Consider the following 14,449-nt stretch of genomic DNA (forward strand, 5'->3'; position numbering starts at 1 on the left):
GTGCTGCTCACCGTCGACGTCGGCAACAGCCAGACCGTGCTGGCCACCTTCGACGGCGCCCGGCGGGTCGGGTGCTGGCGCGTGACGACGCACCCGCGGGCCACCTCCGACGAGATCCGGATGCTGTGGCGCGGGCTGCTGCGCGACACCGAGGTCACCGGCGTCGCCGCCTGCTCCACCGTCCCGGCGCTGCTCCCGGCCCTGCGGCAGCTGCTGGACTCCCTCGAGGTGCCCGTGGTGCTCATCGGCCCGGGCGTGCGCACCGGGGTCCCGCTGCACGTGGACAACCCCCGCGAGGTCGGCGCCGACCGGGTGGTCACCGCCCTGGCCGCGCACGAGCTGTTCGGCCGCACGCCCGGCGGCGGCGGCCGGCCGGTCGTGGTGGTCGACTTCGGCACCTCCACCAACGTCGACGCCGTGGGTCCCGACGGGCAGTTCCTCGGCGGCGCGCTCGCCCCCGGCGTGGAGGTCAGCCTGGAGGCGCTGGCCTCGCGCGCGGCCCAGCTGCGCTCGGTGGAGCTGACCGTGCCCCCGCAGGCGATCGGCAAGAACACGGTGGCGGCACTGCAGTCCGGCGTCGTGCTGGGGTTCGCCGGCCTGGTCGACGGGCTGGTCGGCCGGATCGCCGCCGAGCTGGTGGCGCAGTTCGGCACCCCGCCGGTCGTCGTCGCCACCGGCGGGCTGGCGCCGCTGGTGGCCGACAGCTGCCGCACCATCGCCGAGCGGGAGCCCGACCTGACCGTGCACGGGCTGCGGCTGGCCTTCGAGCGGCAGCAGGCGGCCGGCCGCCGCTAGGAGCACGCCGGGGGTGGCGCGGCCCACCGCCGTAGGCTCGGGCGCCGTGACCGACCTGCCTCCCGGCCCTCCCGACGACGAGCTCCCCGAACAGCTCCGGGTCCGCCGGGCCAAGCTCGACCGGCTGCGCGAGACCGGCACGGACCCCTACCCGGTCGCGGTGGGGCGGACGGCGTCGCTGGCCGGCGTGCGCGAGCGCTTCCCCGACCTCGAGCCGGACACCATGACCGGCGAGCGGGTCGGCGTCACCGGCCGGGTCATCTTCAGCCGTAACACCGGCAAGCTGTGCTTCGCGACGCTGCGCGAGGGCGACGCCGAGCTGCAGGTCATGCTCTCCCGCGACCGGGTGGGCGGGGAGTCCCTCGACGCGTGGAAGGCCGACGTCGACCTCGGCGACCACGTCTTCGTCGAGGGCGAGGTCGGCACGTCGCGGCGCGGCGAGCTGTCGGTGTTCGCCGACTCCTGGCAGCTCGCGGCCAAGGCGCTGCGCCCGCTGCCGGTGGCGCACAAGCCGATGAGCGAGGAGCTGCGGGTCCGCCGCCGCTACGTCGACCTCATCGTGCGCGACGAGGCGCGCCGCACGGTGCGCCAGCGCGCCCAGGTGATGGCCGCGCTGCGCGCCGGGCTCACCGGCCGCGGCTTCCTCGAGGTCGAGACGCCGATGCTGCAGACCGTGCACGGCGGGGCCGCCGCGCGCCCGTTCCGCACCCACATGAACGCCTTCGACCTCGACCTGTACCTGCGCATCGCGCCGGAGCTGTTCCTCAAGCGGTGCATCGTGGGCGGCCTGGAGAAGGTCTTCGAGATCAACCGCAACTTCCGCAACGAGGGCGCCGACAGCTCGCACTCGCCGGAGTTCGCGATGCTCGAGTTCTACGAGGCGTGGGCCGACTACGACGACGTCGCCCGCACCACCCGCGAGCTCATCCAGGAGTGCTGCGCCGCGCTGTTCGGCGACCACACCGCCCGCCACCACGACGGCACCGAGGTCGACCTGTCGGGGGAGTGGCCGCAGGTGCCGCTGTACTCGCTCGTCAGCGACGCCGTCGGCGAGGAGGTCACCCCGGAGACGCCGGTGGAGCACCTGCGCGCGCTCGCCGAGCGGCACGAGGTCTCCGTCGACCCGGCGTGGCTGCCCGGCAAGGTGGTCGAGGAGCTGTTCGAGGCGCTGGTGCAGGACTCGCTGCAGGCGCCGACGTTCGTCGTCGACTACCCGGTGGACACCTCACCGCTCACCCGCGCCCACCGCACCACGCCGGGGCTCGCGGAGAAGTGGGACCTCTACATCGGCGGGATCGAGCGGGGGACCGGCTACTCCGAGCTCGTCGACCCGGTCGTGCAGCGCGAGCGGTTCACCCAGCAGGCGCTGCTCGCCGCCGCCGGCGACCCCGAGGCCATGGTGCTCGACGAGGACTTCCTCGAGGCGCTCGAGTACGGCATGCCGCCCACCGGCGGCGTGGGCATGGGCATCGACCGCCTCATGATGACGCTCACCGGACTCGGCATCCGCGAGACCATCCTCTTCCCTCTCGTGCGACCCATTTCCTGAAACCCGCCGTTCTCGTTCCGCCGGAATTCATCCCCGGAAAGAGCGACCCGCCCGCACCGGAATTGGTGCGGGCGTGCCGTTCCGTGGTGGAATGGACGCGCCGCCCACAATGGGCGGTGGAATTCGTCCGGCCACGGGGGCCGAGAAGGAGGAAGGCAACACGAATGGCGCGCAAGGTGCAGGTGATCCTCAGTGACGACCTCGACGAGGACGTCCCCGCCGACGAGACGGTGAGTTTCTCCCTCGACGGCACGAGCTACGAGATCGACCTCTCCGACAAGAACGCCAAGGAGATGCGCGACGCCTTCTCCCGGTACGTGCAGGCCGCCCGCAAGGTCGGCCGCGGCAGCGGGGGTCGCGCCTCCGGCGGCGGCCGTTCCCGCGCCACGGGCGGCGGTGGCCGGATGGACCGAGAGCAGGCCGGCGCCATCCGCGACTGGGCCCGCAAGAACGGCCACGACGTCAGCGACCGCGGCCGCATCCCGGCCAGCGTCGTCGAGGCCTACGAGGCCGCGCACTGACGTCTCGGTCAGCACGCCGGCGGAGTCGGCGGTCACCGGCCCGGTACCCCGCGGGGTGCCGGGCCGGTGCCGTCCCCGGGACCACGCGCCGTCCGCTGTCGGCGTAACCCTCCCGGAACACCGTTCGTCCACCATCGGTTGGACCGGACAGCCACCTCCCGACCCCCGGCCGAGTGCCGACGGGACGGCGTGGTCCGTGACTACAGTGGAAAGACCGGTGCCCCAGCGCGCCGACGGACGTCGGGTGCTCCTCCCCATCTCCGGGGAGGACAGTGCCGGACCAGCCGGTCAGAGGAGAAGCAGCAGATGTTCGAACGGTTCACCGACCGAGCCCGTCGGGTGGTCGTCCTGGCCCAGGAAGAGGCCCGGATGCTCAACCACAACTACATCGGCACCGAGCACATCCTCCTGGGCCTGATCCACGAGGGTGAGGGTGTCGCGGCCAAGGCCCTCGAGTCCCTCGGCATCTCGCTCGAGGGGGTCCGCCAGCAGGTCGAGGAGATCATCGGCCAGGGCCAGCAGGCCCCGTCCGGTCACATCCCCTTCACCCCGCGTGCCAAGAAGGTCCTCGAGCTGTCGCTGCGCGAGGCGCTGCAGCTCGGCCACAACTACATCGGCACCGAGCACATCCTGCTCGGCCTGATCCGCGAGGGCGAAGGCGTCGCCGCGCAGGTCCTGGTCAAGCTGGGTGCCGACCTCAACCGCGTCCGCCAGCAGGTCATCCAGCTGCTGTCGGGCTACCAGGGCAAGGAGCCGGCCGCGGCCGGCGGCCCCTCCGAGGGCACTCCGTCCACGTCGCTGGTGCTCGACCAGTTCGGCCGCAACCTGACCCAGGCCGCGCGCGACTCCAAGCTCGACCCGGTCATCGGGCGGGCGAAGGAGATCGAGCGGGTCATGCAGGTCCTCTCGCGGCGGACCAAGAACAACCCCGTCCTCATCGGCGAGCCCGGCGTCGGCAAGACCGCCGTCGTCGAGGGCCTGGCGCAGGCCATCGTCAAGGGCGAGGTCCCCGAGACGCTGAAGGACAAGCAGCTCTACACCCTCGACCTCGGCGCCCTCGTCGCCGGGTCGCGCTACCGCGGTGACTTCGAGGAGCGCCTCAAGAAGGTGCTCAAGGAGATCCGCACCCGCGGCGACATCATCCTGTTCATCGACGAGATCCACACGCTCGTCGGTGCCGGTGCCGCCGAGGGCGCGATCGACGCCGCCAGCATCCTCAAGCCGATGCTGGCCCGCGGTGAGCTGCAGACGATCGGTGCCACCACGCTCGACGAGTACCGCAAGCACCTGGAGAAGGACGCCGCCCTCGAGCGCCGCTTCCAGCCCATCCAGGTCGGCGAGCCGACGCTGCAGCACACGATCGAGATCCTCAAGGGCCTGCGGGACCGCTACGAGGCCCACCACCGGATCAGCATCACCGACGGCGCCCTCGTCGCCGCCGCCACGCTGGCCGACCGCTACATCTCCGACCGCTTCCTGCCCGACAAGGCGATCGACCTGATCGACGAGGCCGGCGCCCGGATGCGGATCAAGCGGATGACCGCGCCCCCGGACCTGCGCGAGTTCGACGACCGGATCGCCGGCATCCGCCGCGAGAAGGAGTCGGCGATCGACGCGCAGGACTTCGAGAAGGCCGCGTCGCTGCGCGACAAGGAGAAGACCCTCCTGTCGGAGAAGGCCGAGCGCGAGAAGGCGTGGAAGGCCGGCGACATGGACGTCGTCGCCGAGGTCGACGACGAGCAGATCGCCGAGGTGCTGGCCAACTGGACCGGCATCCCCGTCTTCAAGCTCACCGAGGAGGAGACGACCCGTCTGCTCCGCATGGAGGACGAGCTCCACAAGCGGATCATCGGCCAGGAAGAGGCCATCAAGAGCGTCTCGCAGGCGATCCGTCGCACGCGGGCCGGGCTCAAGGACCCGCGCCGTCCGGGTGGCTCGTTCATCTTCGCCGGCCCCTCGGGTGTCGGTAAGACCGAGCTCGCCAAGGCGCTCGCGCAGTTCCTCTTCGGCGAGGACGACGCCCTCATCCAGATCGACATGGGCGAGTTCCACGATCGGTTCACCGTGTCGCGGCTCGTCGGTGCCCCTCCCGGCTACGTCGGGTACGACGAGGGTGGCCAGCTGACCGAGAAGGTGCGGCGCAAGCCGTTCTCGGTGGTCCTCTTCGACGAGATCGAGAAGGCGCACGCGGACGTGTTCAACACGCTCCTGCAGGTGCTGGAGGACGGCCGGCTCACCGACGGTCAGGGCCGGATCGTGGACTTCAAGAACACGATCCTGATCCTCACGACCAACCTCGGTACGCGGGACATCTCCAAGGCCGTGGGCCTGGGCTTCCAGGTCGGCAACGACAACCAGTCGAACTACGAGCGGATGAAGCTCAAGGTCAACGAGGAGCTCAAGCAGCACTTCCGGCCGGAGTTCCTCAACCGCATCGACGACATCGTCGTGTTCCACCAGCTCACCGAGGACGAGATCATCGAGATCGTCGACCTCATGGTGGCCCGGGTGGAGGGCCAGCTGGCCAACAAGGACATGTCGCTGGAGATCACGCAGGACGCCAAGAAGCTGCTGGCGGCCCGCGGGTTCGACCCGGTGCTGGGTGCCCGGCCGCTGCGCCGGACGATCCAGCGCGAGATCGAGGACGCGCTGTCGGAGAAGATCCTCTACGGCGAGCTGACCGCCGGTCAGATCATCGTGGTGGACGTCGAGGGCGAGGGCCCGACCGCGAAGTTCACCTTCCGCGGCGAGGCCAAGCCGATCGACGTGCCCGACTCGCCCCCGGTCGCGCTGACCGTCGGCGACGACGAGGACGGCGGCGGCACCACCTCGCTCACCAAGGAGTGAGCGCCTAGCACGACCGACGAGGGCCGTCCCCCGCACGCGGGGGGCGGCCCTCGCCGCGTCCGGGGATGGCCGGGATCAGGTGGCCTGATCGTGCTGCGTCCTGCCTCACCGCCGACGGTGAGCCAGGACGCGTCGCGGTGAGCCAGGACAGGCCGGATCAGGCGGGCAGGGTGAAGCGGCCATCGGGGGTCTGCTCGACCAGCCCGTCGGCCAGCAGCGAGTCCAGGCAGCGGGCGCGCTGGGCCGCGTCGTCCCAGGCGGCGTCGAGCAGGGCGGCCGCCACGGGGCCGTCGGCGGCGCGCAGGACGTCCAGCAGCCGCCCGCGCACCTGGCGGTCGGTGCCGGCGAACCGCTGGACCCTGCGGACCGGGCCGTCGTGCGCCGGGCTGCCGGCCAGCCGCCAGGCGCAGCGGTCCCGCACCGGGCAGACGGCGCAGCGCGGCGTGCGGGCGACGCAGACCAGCGCCCCGAGCTCCATGGCGGCCACGGAGAACCGGCAGGCCCGCTCGCGGCCGGCCGGGGCCAGCGCCGCGACGTCGGTGAGGTCGGAGGCGCGCGCGGTGCCCGCCTCCGCGCGGCCGTGCACCAACCGGGCCACCACCCGCCGCACGTTGGTGTCCACGACCGGCTGCGGCTGCCCGTGGCCGAAGCAGGCCACCGCCCGGGCGGTGTAGGTGCCGACACCGGGCAGGGCCTCGAGGGCCGGCACGTCGGCCGGGACCGCGCCGCCGTGCCGCTCCACGAGCGCGACCGCGGTCTCGCGCAGCCTCAGCGCCCGCCGCGGGTAGCCGAGCTTGCCCCAGGCGCGGATGACCTCCGCCGGGGAGGCGGCGGCCAGGTCGGCGGGCGTGGGCCAGCGGGCCATCCAGTCGGCCCACACCGGCTCCACGCGCGCCACCGGGGTCTGCTGCAGCATGACCTCGCTGACCAGCACCGCCCACGGGTCCACGCCCGGACGCCGCCAGGGCAGGTCCCGGGCGGCGGTGTCGTACCAGTCGACCAGGGCGTCCCCGAGTCCGGCGGTGCTGCTCACGGGAGTCCAGTGTGCCTCCCGCCGGGTGCGGCGTGCCCTGTGCCGGGCCGTCGCGGCGGCGCACTACCGTCGGCTCCGTGCTGCACCCGGTCGGACCCCTGCCGGCCGCCGTCTACTGGCGGCGGCGGCTGATGGTGCTGACCCTCCTGCTGGCCGTCCTCGGCGGCGGGGGCTGGCTCCTCGTGTCGCTGGTGACCGGCTCGGGCACCTCCGCTGCCGCTGACGGCTCCACGACGGCCCCCGAGCCCGACGCCGGGCCCCCGGCGCTGGACCGCGTGGTCCCGTCGCTGGCGGGCGTGCAGACCCCCACGCCCGCCCCGAGCACGACGCCGCCCGCGCCGCAGTCCCCGACGCCACCGCAGCAGGAGGCCGGCGGGGTGTGCGGCGACGGCTCGATCGCCCTGGAGGTGCGCACCCCCGGCGAGGCGCCCTCCGGTGCCGCCGTGTCCCTGGAGCTCGTGGTCACCAACACCTCCGCCGTGCCGTGCACGCGGGCCCTGGACGCCCAGCTGCAGGAGATGGTGCTGGTCGACGGCGCCGGCGCCCGGCTGTGGGGGAGCAACGACTGCCAGCCCGCCAGCAGCAGCGACACCCGCACGCTGCAGCCCGGCGAGCAGGTGGTGTTCCCGCTGACCTGGACGGGCCTGACCAGCGAGCCGGCCTGCGCCGCCCCGCGGGTGCCGGTGGCGCCGGGGGACTACGTGGTGCGGGCGCGGCTGGACGCGAAGACCAGCCCGGACGCGCCGCTGCGGATCCGCTAGCTGTAGCGGTCGAGGATCGAGGTCTCGGCCAGCCGGGACAGGCCCTCGCGGATGCCGCGGGCCCGCGCCTCGCCGACGCCCTCGACGGCCAGCAGGTCCTCGATGGTGGCCGCCAGCAGCTTCTGCAGCCCGCCGAAGTGCTCCACCAGCCGGTCGATGATCGCCGCCGGGAGCCGCGGCACGCGGGCCAGCAGGCGGTAGCCGCGTGGGCTGACGGGGGAGTCCAGCGCGTCGGCCGAGGTGGGCAGGCCGTAGCAGCGCGACACGGCCGAGAGGTCGAGCAGCTCGGTGGCCGACAGCGTGCGCAGGTCCGCGAGGACGTCCTCGATGGTGCGCGGCCGCCGCGCGGCGCCGCCGGGGAGGTAGTCGCGCACCAGCAGCGCGCGGTCCTCCTCGACGCCGGCGAGCATCTCGTCGAGCTGCAGCGCCAGCAGCCGGCCGTCGGTGCCGAGCTCGACGACGAAGCCCTCGATCTCGTCGGCGATCCGGCGGACCATCTCCAGCCGCTGGCTGACGCTCATCGCGTCGCGGACGGTGACCAGGTCCTCGATCTCCAGCGCGGACAGGGTGCTCGCGACCTCGTCGAGGCGCAGCTTGTAGCGCTCCAGCGCCGCGAGGGCCTGGTTGGCGCGGGCGAGGATGGTGGTCGGGTGCTCGAGCGTGTAGCGCCGGCCCGCCACGTAGACGCTGATGATGTGCATCGACTGGCTGACCGAGATCACCGGGAAGCCGGTCTGCACCGCGACCCGCTCGGCCGTGCGGTGCCGGGTGCCCGACTCCTCGGTGGGGACCGTCGGGTCGGGCATGAGGTGCACGCCGGCGCGGACGATGCGCAGCCCGTCGGAGGACAGGATGACCGCGCCGTCCATCTTGGCCAGCTCGCGCAGCCGGGTGGCCGACAGGGCGACGTCGAGGGCGAACCCGCCGGTGCAGATGGACTCCACGACCCGGTCGTAGCCGAGCACGATCAGCGCACCCGTGCGCCCGGCCAGGATGCGCTCCAGGCCGTCCCGCAGCGCCGTCCCCGGTGCGCGATGCGGCCGAGGAGTTCGCGGAGGGCGACCTCGGAGTCCACAGCGGGGGGCACGGGCGCTCCTGACGTCGACGCGGTTCGGCGGCTGAGTCTACGTGGCACGCGTCGCGGCCGGTCGCGAGCGGGGTGCGGGCACGGGACCGGCTCGCTCCGGCGCGCGGCTCACCCGGGGAACAGGTGGGTCAGCGCCGCGCCGAGGTCGGGGACCTCCATGAGCCGCATGCCCTTGGGCGCCGGGCCGGCGTCGAGCGGCACCAGCGCCAGCCGGTAGCCCTGCCGCGCGGCCTCCGCCAGCCGCCGTCCGGTGCCGCCGACCCGCCGGATCTCACCCGACAGCCCGACCTCGCCCAGGGCGATGAGGCCCTCGGGGAGCGGGGTGTCCCGCGACGCGGAGGCGATGGCCAGCGCCAGCGCCAGGTCGGCCGCGGGCTCGGCGATCTTCACGCCGCCGACCGAGGCGGCGAACACGTCGGCGTCGGCCAGCCGGACCCCGCCGCGCCGCTCGACGACGGCGTTGACCATCGCCACGCGCTGGGAGTCCAGCCCGCTGACCGCCCGCCGCGGCGAGCCGCCGCCGGTGTTCTGGGCGACGAGGGCCTGCACCTCGGCCAGCAGCGGCCGGCTGCCCTCCATGGTCACCGTGACGCAACTGCCGGGCACCGACGAGGTGCGCCGCGAGACGAACAGGTGCGACGGGTCGGGCACCCCGACCACGCCGCCGTCGCCGATCTCGAAGCAGCCGATCTCGTCGGCCGGGCCGAACCGGTTCTTGGTGGCCCGGACCAGGCGCAGCGTGGAGTGCCGCTCGCCGTCGAAGGAGATGACGACGTCGACCAGGTGCTCCAGCGCCCGCGGCCCGGCGATGGCGCCGTCCTTGGTGACGTGGCCGACCAGGATCGTGGTCATCCCGCGGGACTTGGCGACGGCGGTGAGCGCGGTGGCCACCGAACGGACCTGGGTGGCGCCGCCGTCGGTGCCGTCGACCGCGGAGGAGCGGACGGTCTGCACGCTGTCGAGCACCAGCAGCGAGGGCGCCACCTGCTCGACGTGCGCGAGGACCGCCGACAGCTCGGTCTCGGCGGCCAGGTACAGCCGGTCGTGGAGGGCACCGATCCGCTCGGCGCGCAGCCGCACCTGCGCGGCGGACTCCTCGCCGGAGACCACCAGCGTGGGCCCGTTCGCCTCGGCCACCCGGTGGGCGACCTCGAGCAGCAGCGTGGACTTGCCCACCCCGGGCTCGCCGGCCACCAGCACGACGGCGCCGGGCACCAGGCCGCCGCCCAACACGCGGTCGAACTCCGCGATGCCGGTGGGCACCGCGCGGGCGCCGTCGAGCTGGACCTGGGCGATCGGCCGGGCGGGCGCGGTGACCGGCCCCGCGGCGACCGCACGCAGCGCGGGCGCGGCCGGGCCGACCTCCTGGAGGGTGCCCCAGGCCTGGCACTCCGGGCACTTGCCCATCCACTTCGCCGACGAGAAGCCGCACTCGGTGCAGCGGTGGGCGGGGCGGGCGGACTTCACTCCGGAGGGCACGCCGCCACGGTAGGTGCGGGTGCCGACAGTCCCGGGGAGGACGCGGCAGGCCTCACTCGGACTGCGTGTCCTCCTCGCTCTCCGGGTTCTCGGCCTCGCCGGCCTCGCCCTGGTGGAAGTCGAAGGGCTCGCCGCGCTCGACGACCTCGCCCGGGGCGGCGACCATGACCTGCACCTGGATCTCGCCGGCCTGCTCGAAGGTCAGCGTCAGGGGCAGGTACTGGCCCGTGGTCAGCGGCTGCTCGAGGTCCTGCAGGGTGATGGTCGCGTCACCGCCGCGGCCGATGTAGAGCGCGGTGTCGGCCGGGATCTCCAGGTCGACCCGGGAGCTGGCCGTGGGCGCCGCAGATGTGGGGGCGGCCGGCACCGACGGCACCGCGCCCGGGGTGGCGCCCGTCGTGCCCGGCGCCGGCGTCCCGGTGGGCTGGTCGCCGGCGGGGGAGGACGGCGACGGCGTCGGGCCGGTGCCGGCCACGCGCAGGCCCGAGAAGCCCTCGCCCTCGATGCCGGTGAGCGTGTCGGCCTCGTTGGAGGCGTTGACGATCGTCAGCACCAGGGTGGCGTCGTCGCCCTCCTCGTAGGTGCCGCCCTCGGGGGCGTCGAGGAGGACCTGGCGCAGCAGGATGTCCTCGACCTGCGCCTGGGGGCCGACCTTGTCGCGGTCCTGGGTCCCGGTCTGCGAGACCTGCCCGGCGCTGCACGCACCGAGGGCGACCGGGGTGACCACGAGGGCACCCAGAACGGCGGCGCGCTTCGCGCGGTTCACAGCGGTCGACCTCCAGCGGGGGAACACGTGCCGGCCACCGGAGATCCGGTGGCCCGAGATGCGCCGAGCGTAACGGTCCACCCACCATGTCCGCCGGGAGGTGAGGCGGATGGAGCGCCCAGCGACGGGCGGACCCGGTCCCGAGCAGCACGACCCCGCGCTCGCCGACTTCCCCGAGCGGTCCCCGGCCACCCGGCGCTGGCTGTTCGCCGACCAGCTCGGCCCGCACTTCCTCGACCGGCCCGACCAGCCGGTCCTCCTGATCGAGTCGAAGGCGGTGTTCGCCCGCCGCCGGTTCCACCGGCAGAAGGCGCACCTGGTGCTCTCCGCGCTGCGCCACCGCGCCGCCGAGCTCGGCGACCAGGCCGACCTGCACCAGGTCACCACCTACGCCGAGGCGCTCGACCGCTACGACGAGCCGATCAGCGTCTGCGCGCCCACCACCTGGAGCAGCCGCGACTACGTCCTGCAGCGCCCCGGCGTGGAGGTGCTCGCCGCCCGCGGCTTCGTCAGCTCCCAGGGCGAGTTCGCCCGCTGGGCCGAGGGCCGCGGACGGCGCCGGCTGCTGATGGAGGACTTCTACCGCGACGCCCGCCGGCGCCTCGGGGTCCTCATGGACGGCGCTGAACCGCTCGGCGGGCAGTGGAACCGGGACCACGAGAACCGCGAGCCCGCCCCGCGCGACGGCCGCTCGCCGGCGCCCGAGCCGTGGTGGCCGGCCGAGGACGAGATCGACGAGCAGGTCCGCGCCGACCTCGACCGGTGGGAAGCCGAGGGGTCGGTGTCCTTCGTCGGAGACGACGGCCCGCGGCGGTTCCCGGTCACCCGGGAGGAGGCGCTGACCCGGCTCCACGACTTCCTCACCGCGCGGCTGCGCGTCTTCGGCCCGCACGAGGACGCGATGCTGGCCGACGAGCGCTGGATGGCCCACTCGCTGCTGTCCCCGGCGATCAACCTCGGCCTGCTCGACCCGCTGGAGGTCGTGCACGCCGCCGAGGACACCGCCCGCGCCCGCGCCGCCGACGGCGAGCCGCTGCCGCTCAACTCCGTCGAGGGCTTCATCCGGCAGCTCATGGGCTGGCGGGACTACATCTGGCACACCTACTGGCACTTCGGCCGCCACTACCGGCACGCCAACGCGCTGCGGGCCCTCGAGCCGGTGCCGGGGTGGATGGCCGAGCTCGACGACACCGCCGTCGACGCCGCGTGCCTGTCCGGCGTCCTCGGCGACCTGCGCCGCGACGGGTGGGTGCACCACATCCCGCGGCTGATGGTGCTCGGCAACTACGCCCTGCAGCGCGGCATCGACCCGCGCGAGATGACCGACTGGTTCCACCGCACGTTCGTCGACGGCTACGACTGGGTGATGGTGGCCAACGTCGTCGGCATGAGCCAGCACGCCGACGGCGGGATGCTGGCCACCAAGCCCTACGCGGCCGGTGGCGCCTACATCGACCGGATGAGCGACTACTGCGGCCGCTGCCCCTACGACCCGAGGCGCCGCCTCGGCGAGGACGCCTGCCCGTACACCGCGGGCTACTGGGCGTTCCTGGAGCGCAACCGCGAGCGGCTGGCCGGCAACCAGCGCATGCGCCGTCCGCTGCAGGGCCTGGACCGGCTGGGGGACCTGCCCCTCGTCGTCGAGCAGGAGGCCGCGCGGGGCACCAGCGCCCCCTGACCGGGTGACGGACGGTCCAGTTCCGTCCCGGACCTGCCGATGTCGTCCCCGTACGGGGGACGGCGACGGAGGTGCGGATGGCGGTGGGCCCGGCGTTCGACGACGTCCTCGCGGCCGCGCGCACGGGGGCGGCCTGGGCGTTCGAGGTGCTCTACCGGGACCTGTCCCCGGTGGTCACCGGCTACCTGCGCCTGCACGGCGCGCCCGACCCCGACGACACGGCGAGCGAGACGTTCCTCGCCGTCTTCCGCGGCCTGCCCGGGTTCAGCGGCGACGAGGCGGCGCTGCGGTCGTGGGTGTTCACCATCGCCCACCGCCGGCTGGTCGACGAGCACCGGCGGCGCAGCCGCCGCCCGGTGGTCACCGACGACGGCGCGGACGCGCTCGCCGCGCTCCCCGGCGGGGACGTGGAGGACGACGTGCTGGCCCGGCTGGGCACCGAGACCGTGCACCGCCTGTGCGCGGGGCTGCCGGCCGACCAGCGATCGGTGCTGCTCCTGCGGGTGCTCGCCGACCTGACCGTCGAGCAGGTGGCCGAGGTGATGGGCCGCTCGGTGGGCTCGGTGAAGGCGCTGCAGCGGCGGGGGCTGCGGCGGCTGCAGGAGGAGCTCGCTCCCGCCCGGGTCACCCCGGCGGGGGAGACGGCGGTGCCGCGCGCACCCCTCCGGGCCCGTCCGGCGATGACGGGGGCGAGATGACCACGCCAGCCGACGACCGCGCCGCGGAGGCGGCCCTCGAGGCCTGCCTCACCGGCCGTCCCGTGCCCGAGGGCGCACGGTCCCTGGCCGCGTTCACCGACGCGGTCCGGGCCTGCGCCACCGAGCAGGGCCGGCCGAACGCGGCCCTGGCCGAGCTGCTGGCGACCGGTCTGATCACCGACCAGTCGGAACCGTCCACGCGGACGACCGGGCGTCCCGCCCGGGCCTCACGGAAGAGACCCCGCATGCTCCTCACCACGATCACCGCCAAGCTCGCCGCCGCGGGCATCGCCGCCAAGTGCGCCGCCGCGACCGGCGCCGTCGCCCTCGCCCTGACCGCGGGCGCCACCGCCGGCGCGCTGCCCGGCCAGGACGGCGGCCTGTTCACCGCCTCGGACGAGACCGCGGAGGTCACCGCCCCGGAGGTCACCGGGTCGCCCGAGCCGACGGAGACGCCGGAGCCGACCGGCCCGCAGGTCACCGAGACCCCGGTCGGCACCGACCCGCAGGTCACCGAGACGCCCGAGGTGACCGACCCGCAGGTCACCGAGACGCCCGAGGTCCCCGAGGAGACCGCTCCGGTCGCCGAGCCCGAGGTGAGCGAGACCGAGTGGCTGGCGGGCCCGCGGGACGGCCAGACCTTCGGCGCCTGGGTCAGCGAGGGCGCGCACCTCGGCTACGCGACCGGCAGCCGCGTGAGCGACATGGCCCACCAGCGCAACGCCGCCCGCCAGGCCGCGCGCGAGGCCGCCCGCGCCACCACCCCGGCCCCGGCCCCGGCCCCGGCCCCGGCGCCGGTGGAGGACGCCCCGGCCGTGACCACGCAGGAGGCCGCCCCGGCCCCCGCTGCCCCCGCCGGGACCGGTCACGGCAACGGCGGCGGCAACGGCAACGGCAACGGCAACGGCAACGGCAACGGCAACGGCAACGGCAACGGCCGGAAGTGATCCGCGGGGGGGGGGGGGGGGGGGGGGGGGGGGGGGGGGGGGGGGGGGGGGGGGGGGGGGGGGGGGGGGCGGGGGCGGGCGCCGGGGTGCGGCGGGCGGGCGCGCGCGCCCGCGCTCGCCACACCCCCCCCCGCCCCCCCCGGGGCCGCCCCCCCCCCCCCCGCCGTCCGCGGCGGCCGAGCGGCGCAGCGGGGCGCCGTGCTCGCCGGTGCGCTCGGTCAGCGGCGGCTCCCACAGCGCGAAGGTCGCGCCGGGGCGCGGCGAGCCGTCGTCGGTCACCGCCACCAC

General features: G+C 74.7%; 12 protein-coding genes. 8 read left to right on the forward strand and 4 right to left on the reverse strand.

The genetic code is table 11. From position 1 onward, the window contains the following. The 4 genes from ACI79X_RS18125 to ACI79X_RS18140 all read left to right on the forward strand — a co-directional run bounded on the left by ACI79X_RS18125 (window position 1) and on the right by ACI79X_RS18140 (window position 5,712). Entirely contained in the window at window positions 1-795 is a 795-nt protein-coding gene (locus ACI79X_RS18125; protein ID WP_457026808.1) for a type III pantothenate kinase, read from the forward strand. A 46-nt stretch (window positions 796-841) separates the two neighbouring features. Beyond that, a complete protein-coding gene (gene lysS / locus ACI79X_RS18130) occupies window positions 842-2,344 on the forward strand; it encodes a lysine--tRNA ligase (RefSeq protein WP_457026809.1) in 1,503 nt (500 codons plus the stop codon). Between the two features lie 164 nt (window positions 2,345-2,508). Continuing rightward, complete coding sequence (locus ACI79X_RS18135) at window positions 2,509-2,865, forward strand: histone-like nucleoid-structuring protein Lsr2 (protein WP_073418367.1); 357 nt, start codon at window positions 2,509-2,511, stop codon at window positions 2,863-2,865. A gap of 306 nt (window positions 2,866-3,171) precedes the next feature. Beyond that, window positions 3,172-5,712, forward strand: a complete 2,541-nt coding sequence (locus ACI79X_RS18140; protein WP_457026810.1) for an ATP-dependent Clp protease ATP-binding subunit — start codon at window positions 3,172-3,174, stop codon at window positions 5,710-5,712. 157 nt (window positions 5,713-5,869) lie between these two features. Here ACI79X_RS18140 and ACI79X_RS18145 read toward each other — a convergent pair whose 3' ends face one another. Then, window positions 5,870-6,745: an A/G-specific adenine glycosylase gene (locus tag ACI79X_RS18145; RefSeq protein ID WP_457026811.1), complete on the reverse strand. Its 876-nt coding sequence runs from the start codon at window positions 6,743-6,745 to the stop codon at window positions 5,870-5,872. Between the two features lie 77 nt (window positions 6,746-6,822). Here ACI79X_RS18145 and ACI79X_RS18150 point away from each other — a divergent pair, with 77 nt between their 5' ends. Next, on the forward strand, window positions 6,823-7,506 hold the full coding sequence (locus ACI79X_RS18150) for a DUF4232 domain-containing protein (RefSeq protein WP_457026812.1): 684 nt from the start codon (window positions 6,823-6,825) through the stop codon (window positions 7,504-7,506). Here ACI79X_RS18150 and disA read toward each other — a convergent pair. From disA to ACI79X_RS18165, 3 genes are all read right to left on the reverse strand, one after another. Then, the gene (disA, locus tag ACI79X_RS18155; RefSeq protein WP_457026819.1) at window positions 7,503-8,522 is read right to left on the reverse strand and encodes a DNA integrity scanning diadenylate cyclase DisA; all 1,020 of its coding nucleotides are present in this window, start codon (window positions 8,520-8,522) and stop codon (window positions 7,503-7,505) included. The genes ACI79X_RS18150 and disA overlap by 4 nt on opposite strands. A gap of 179 nt (window positions 8,523-8,701) precedes the next feature. Continuing rightward, entirely contained in the window at window positions 8,702-10,072 is a 1,371-nt protein-coding gene (gene radA, locus ACI79X_RS18160; protein WP_457026813.1) for a DNA repair protein RadA, read from the reverse strand. 52 nt (window positions 10,073-10,124) lie between these two features. Next, window positions 10,125-10,838 (reverse strand): hypothetical protein, encoded by a 714-nt coding sequence (locus tag ACI79X_RS18165; RefSeq protein WP_457026814.1) that lies wholly within the window; start codon window positions 10,836-10,838, stop codon window positions 10,125-10,127. Window positions 10,839-10,947: 109 nt separating this feature from the next. Here ACI79X_RS18165 and ACI79X_RS18170 point away from each other — a divergent pair, with 109 nt between their 5' ends. The 3 genes from ACI79X_RS18170 (at window position 10,948) to ACI79X_RS18180 (ending at window position 14,161) form a co-directional block, all read left to right on the forward strand. Then, window positions 10,948-12,516 (forward strand): cryptochrome/photolyase family protein, encoded by a 1,569-nt coding sequence (locus ACI79X_RS18170; RefSeq protein ID WP_457026815.1) that lies wholly within the window; start codon window positions 10,948-10,950, stop codon window positions 12,514-12,516. 77 nt (window positions 12,517-12,593) lie between these two features. Further along, window positions 12,594-13,214, forward strand: coding sequence for an RNA polymerase sigma factor (locus ACI79X_RS18175; RefSeq protein ID WP_457026816.1), 621 nt, complete (start codon window positions 12,594-12,596; stop codon window positions 13,212-13,214). Further along, window positions 13,211-14,161 (forward strand): hypothetical protein, encoded by a 951-nt coding sequence (locus ACI79X_RS18180; RefSeq protein ID WP_457026817.1) that lies wholly within the window; start codon window positions 13,211-13,213, stop codon window positions 14,159-14,161. The genes ACI79X_RS18175 and ACI79X_RS18180 overlap by 4 nt, the downstream gene beginning before the upstream one ends. Window positions 14,162-14,449 lie beyond the last annotated feature (288 nt).

Source organism: Geodermatophilus sp. SYSU D01119 (assembly GCF_054049975.1).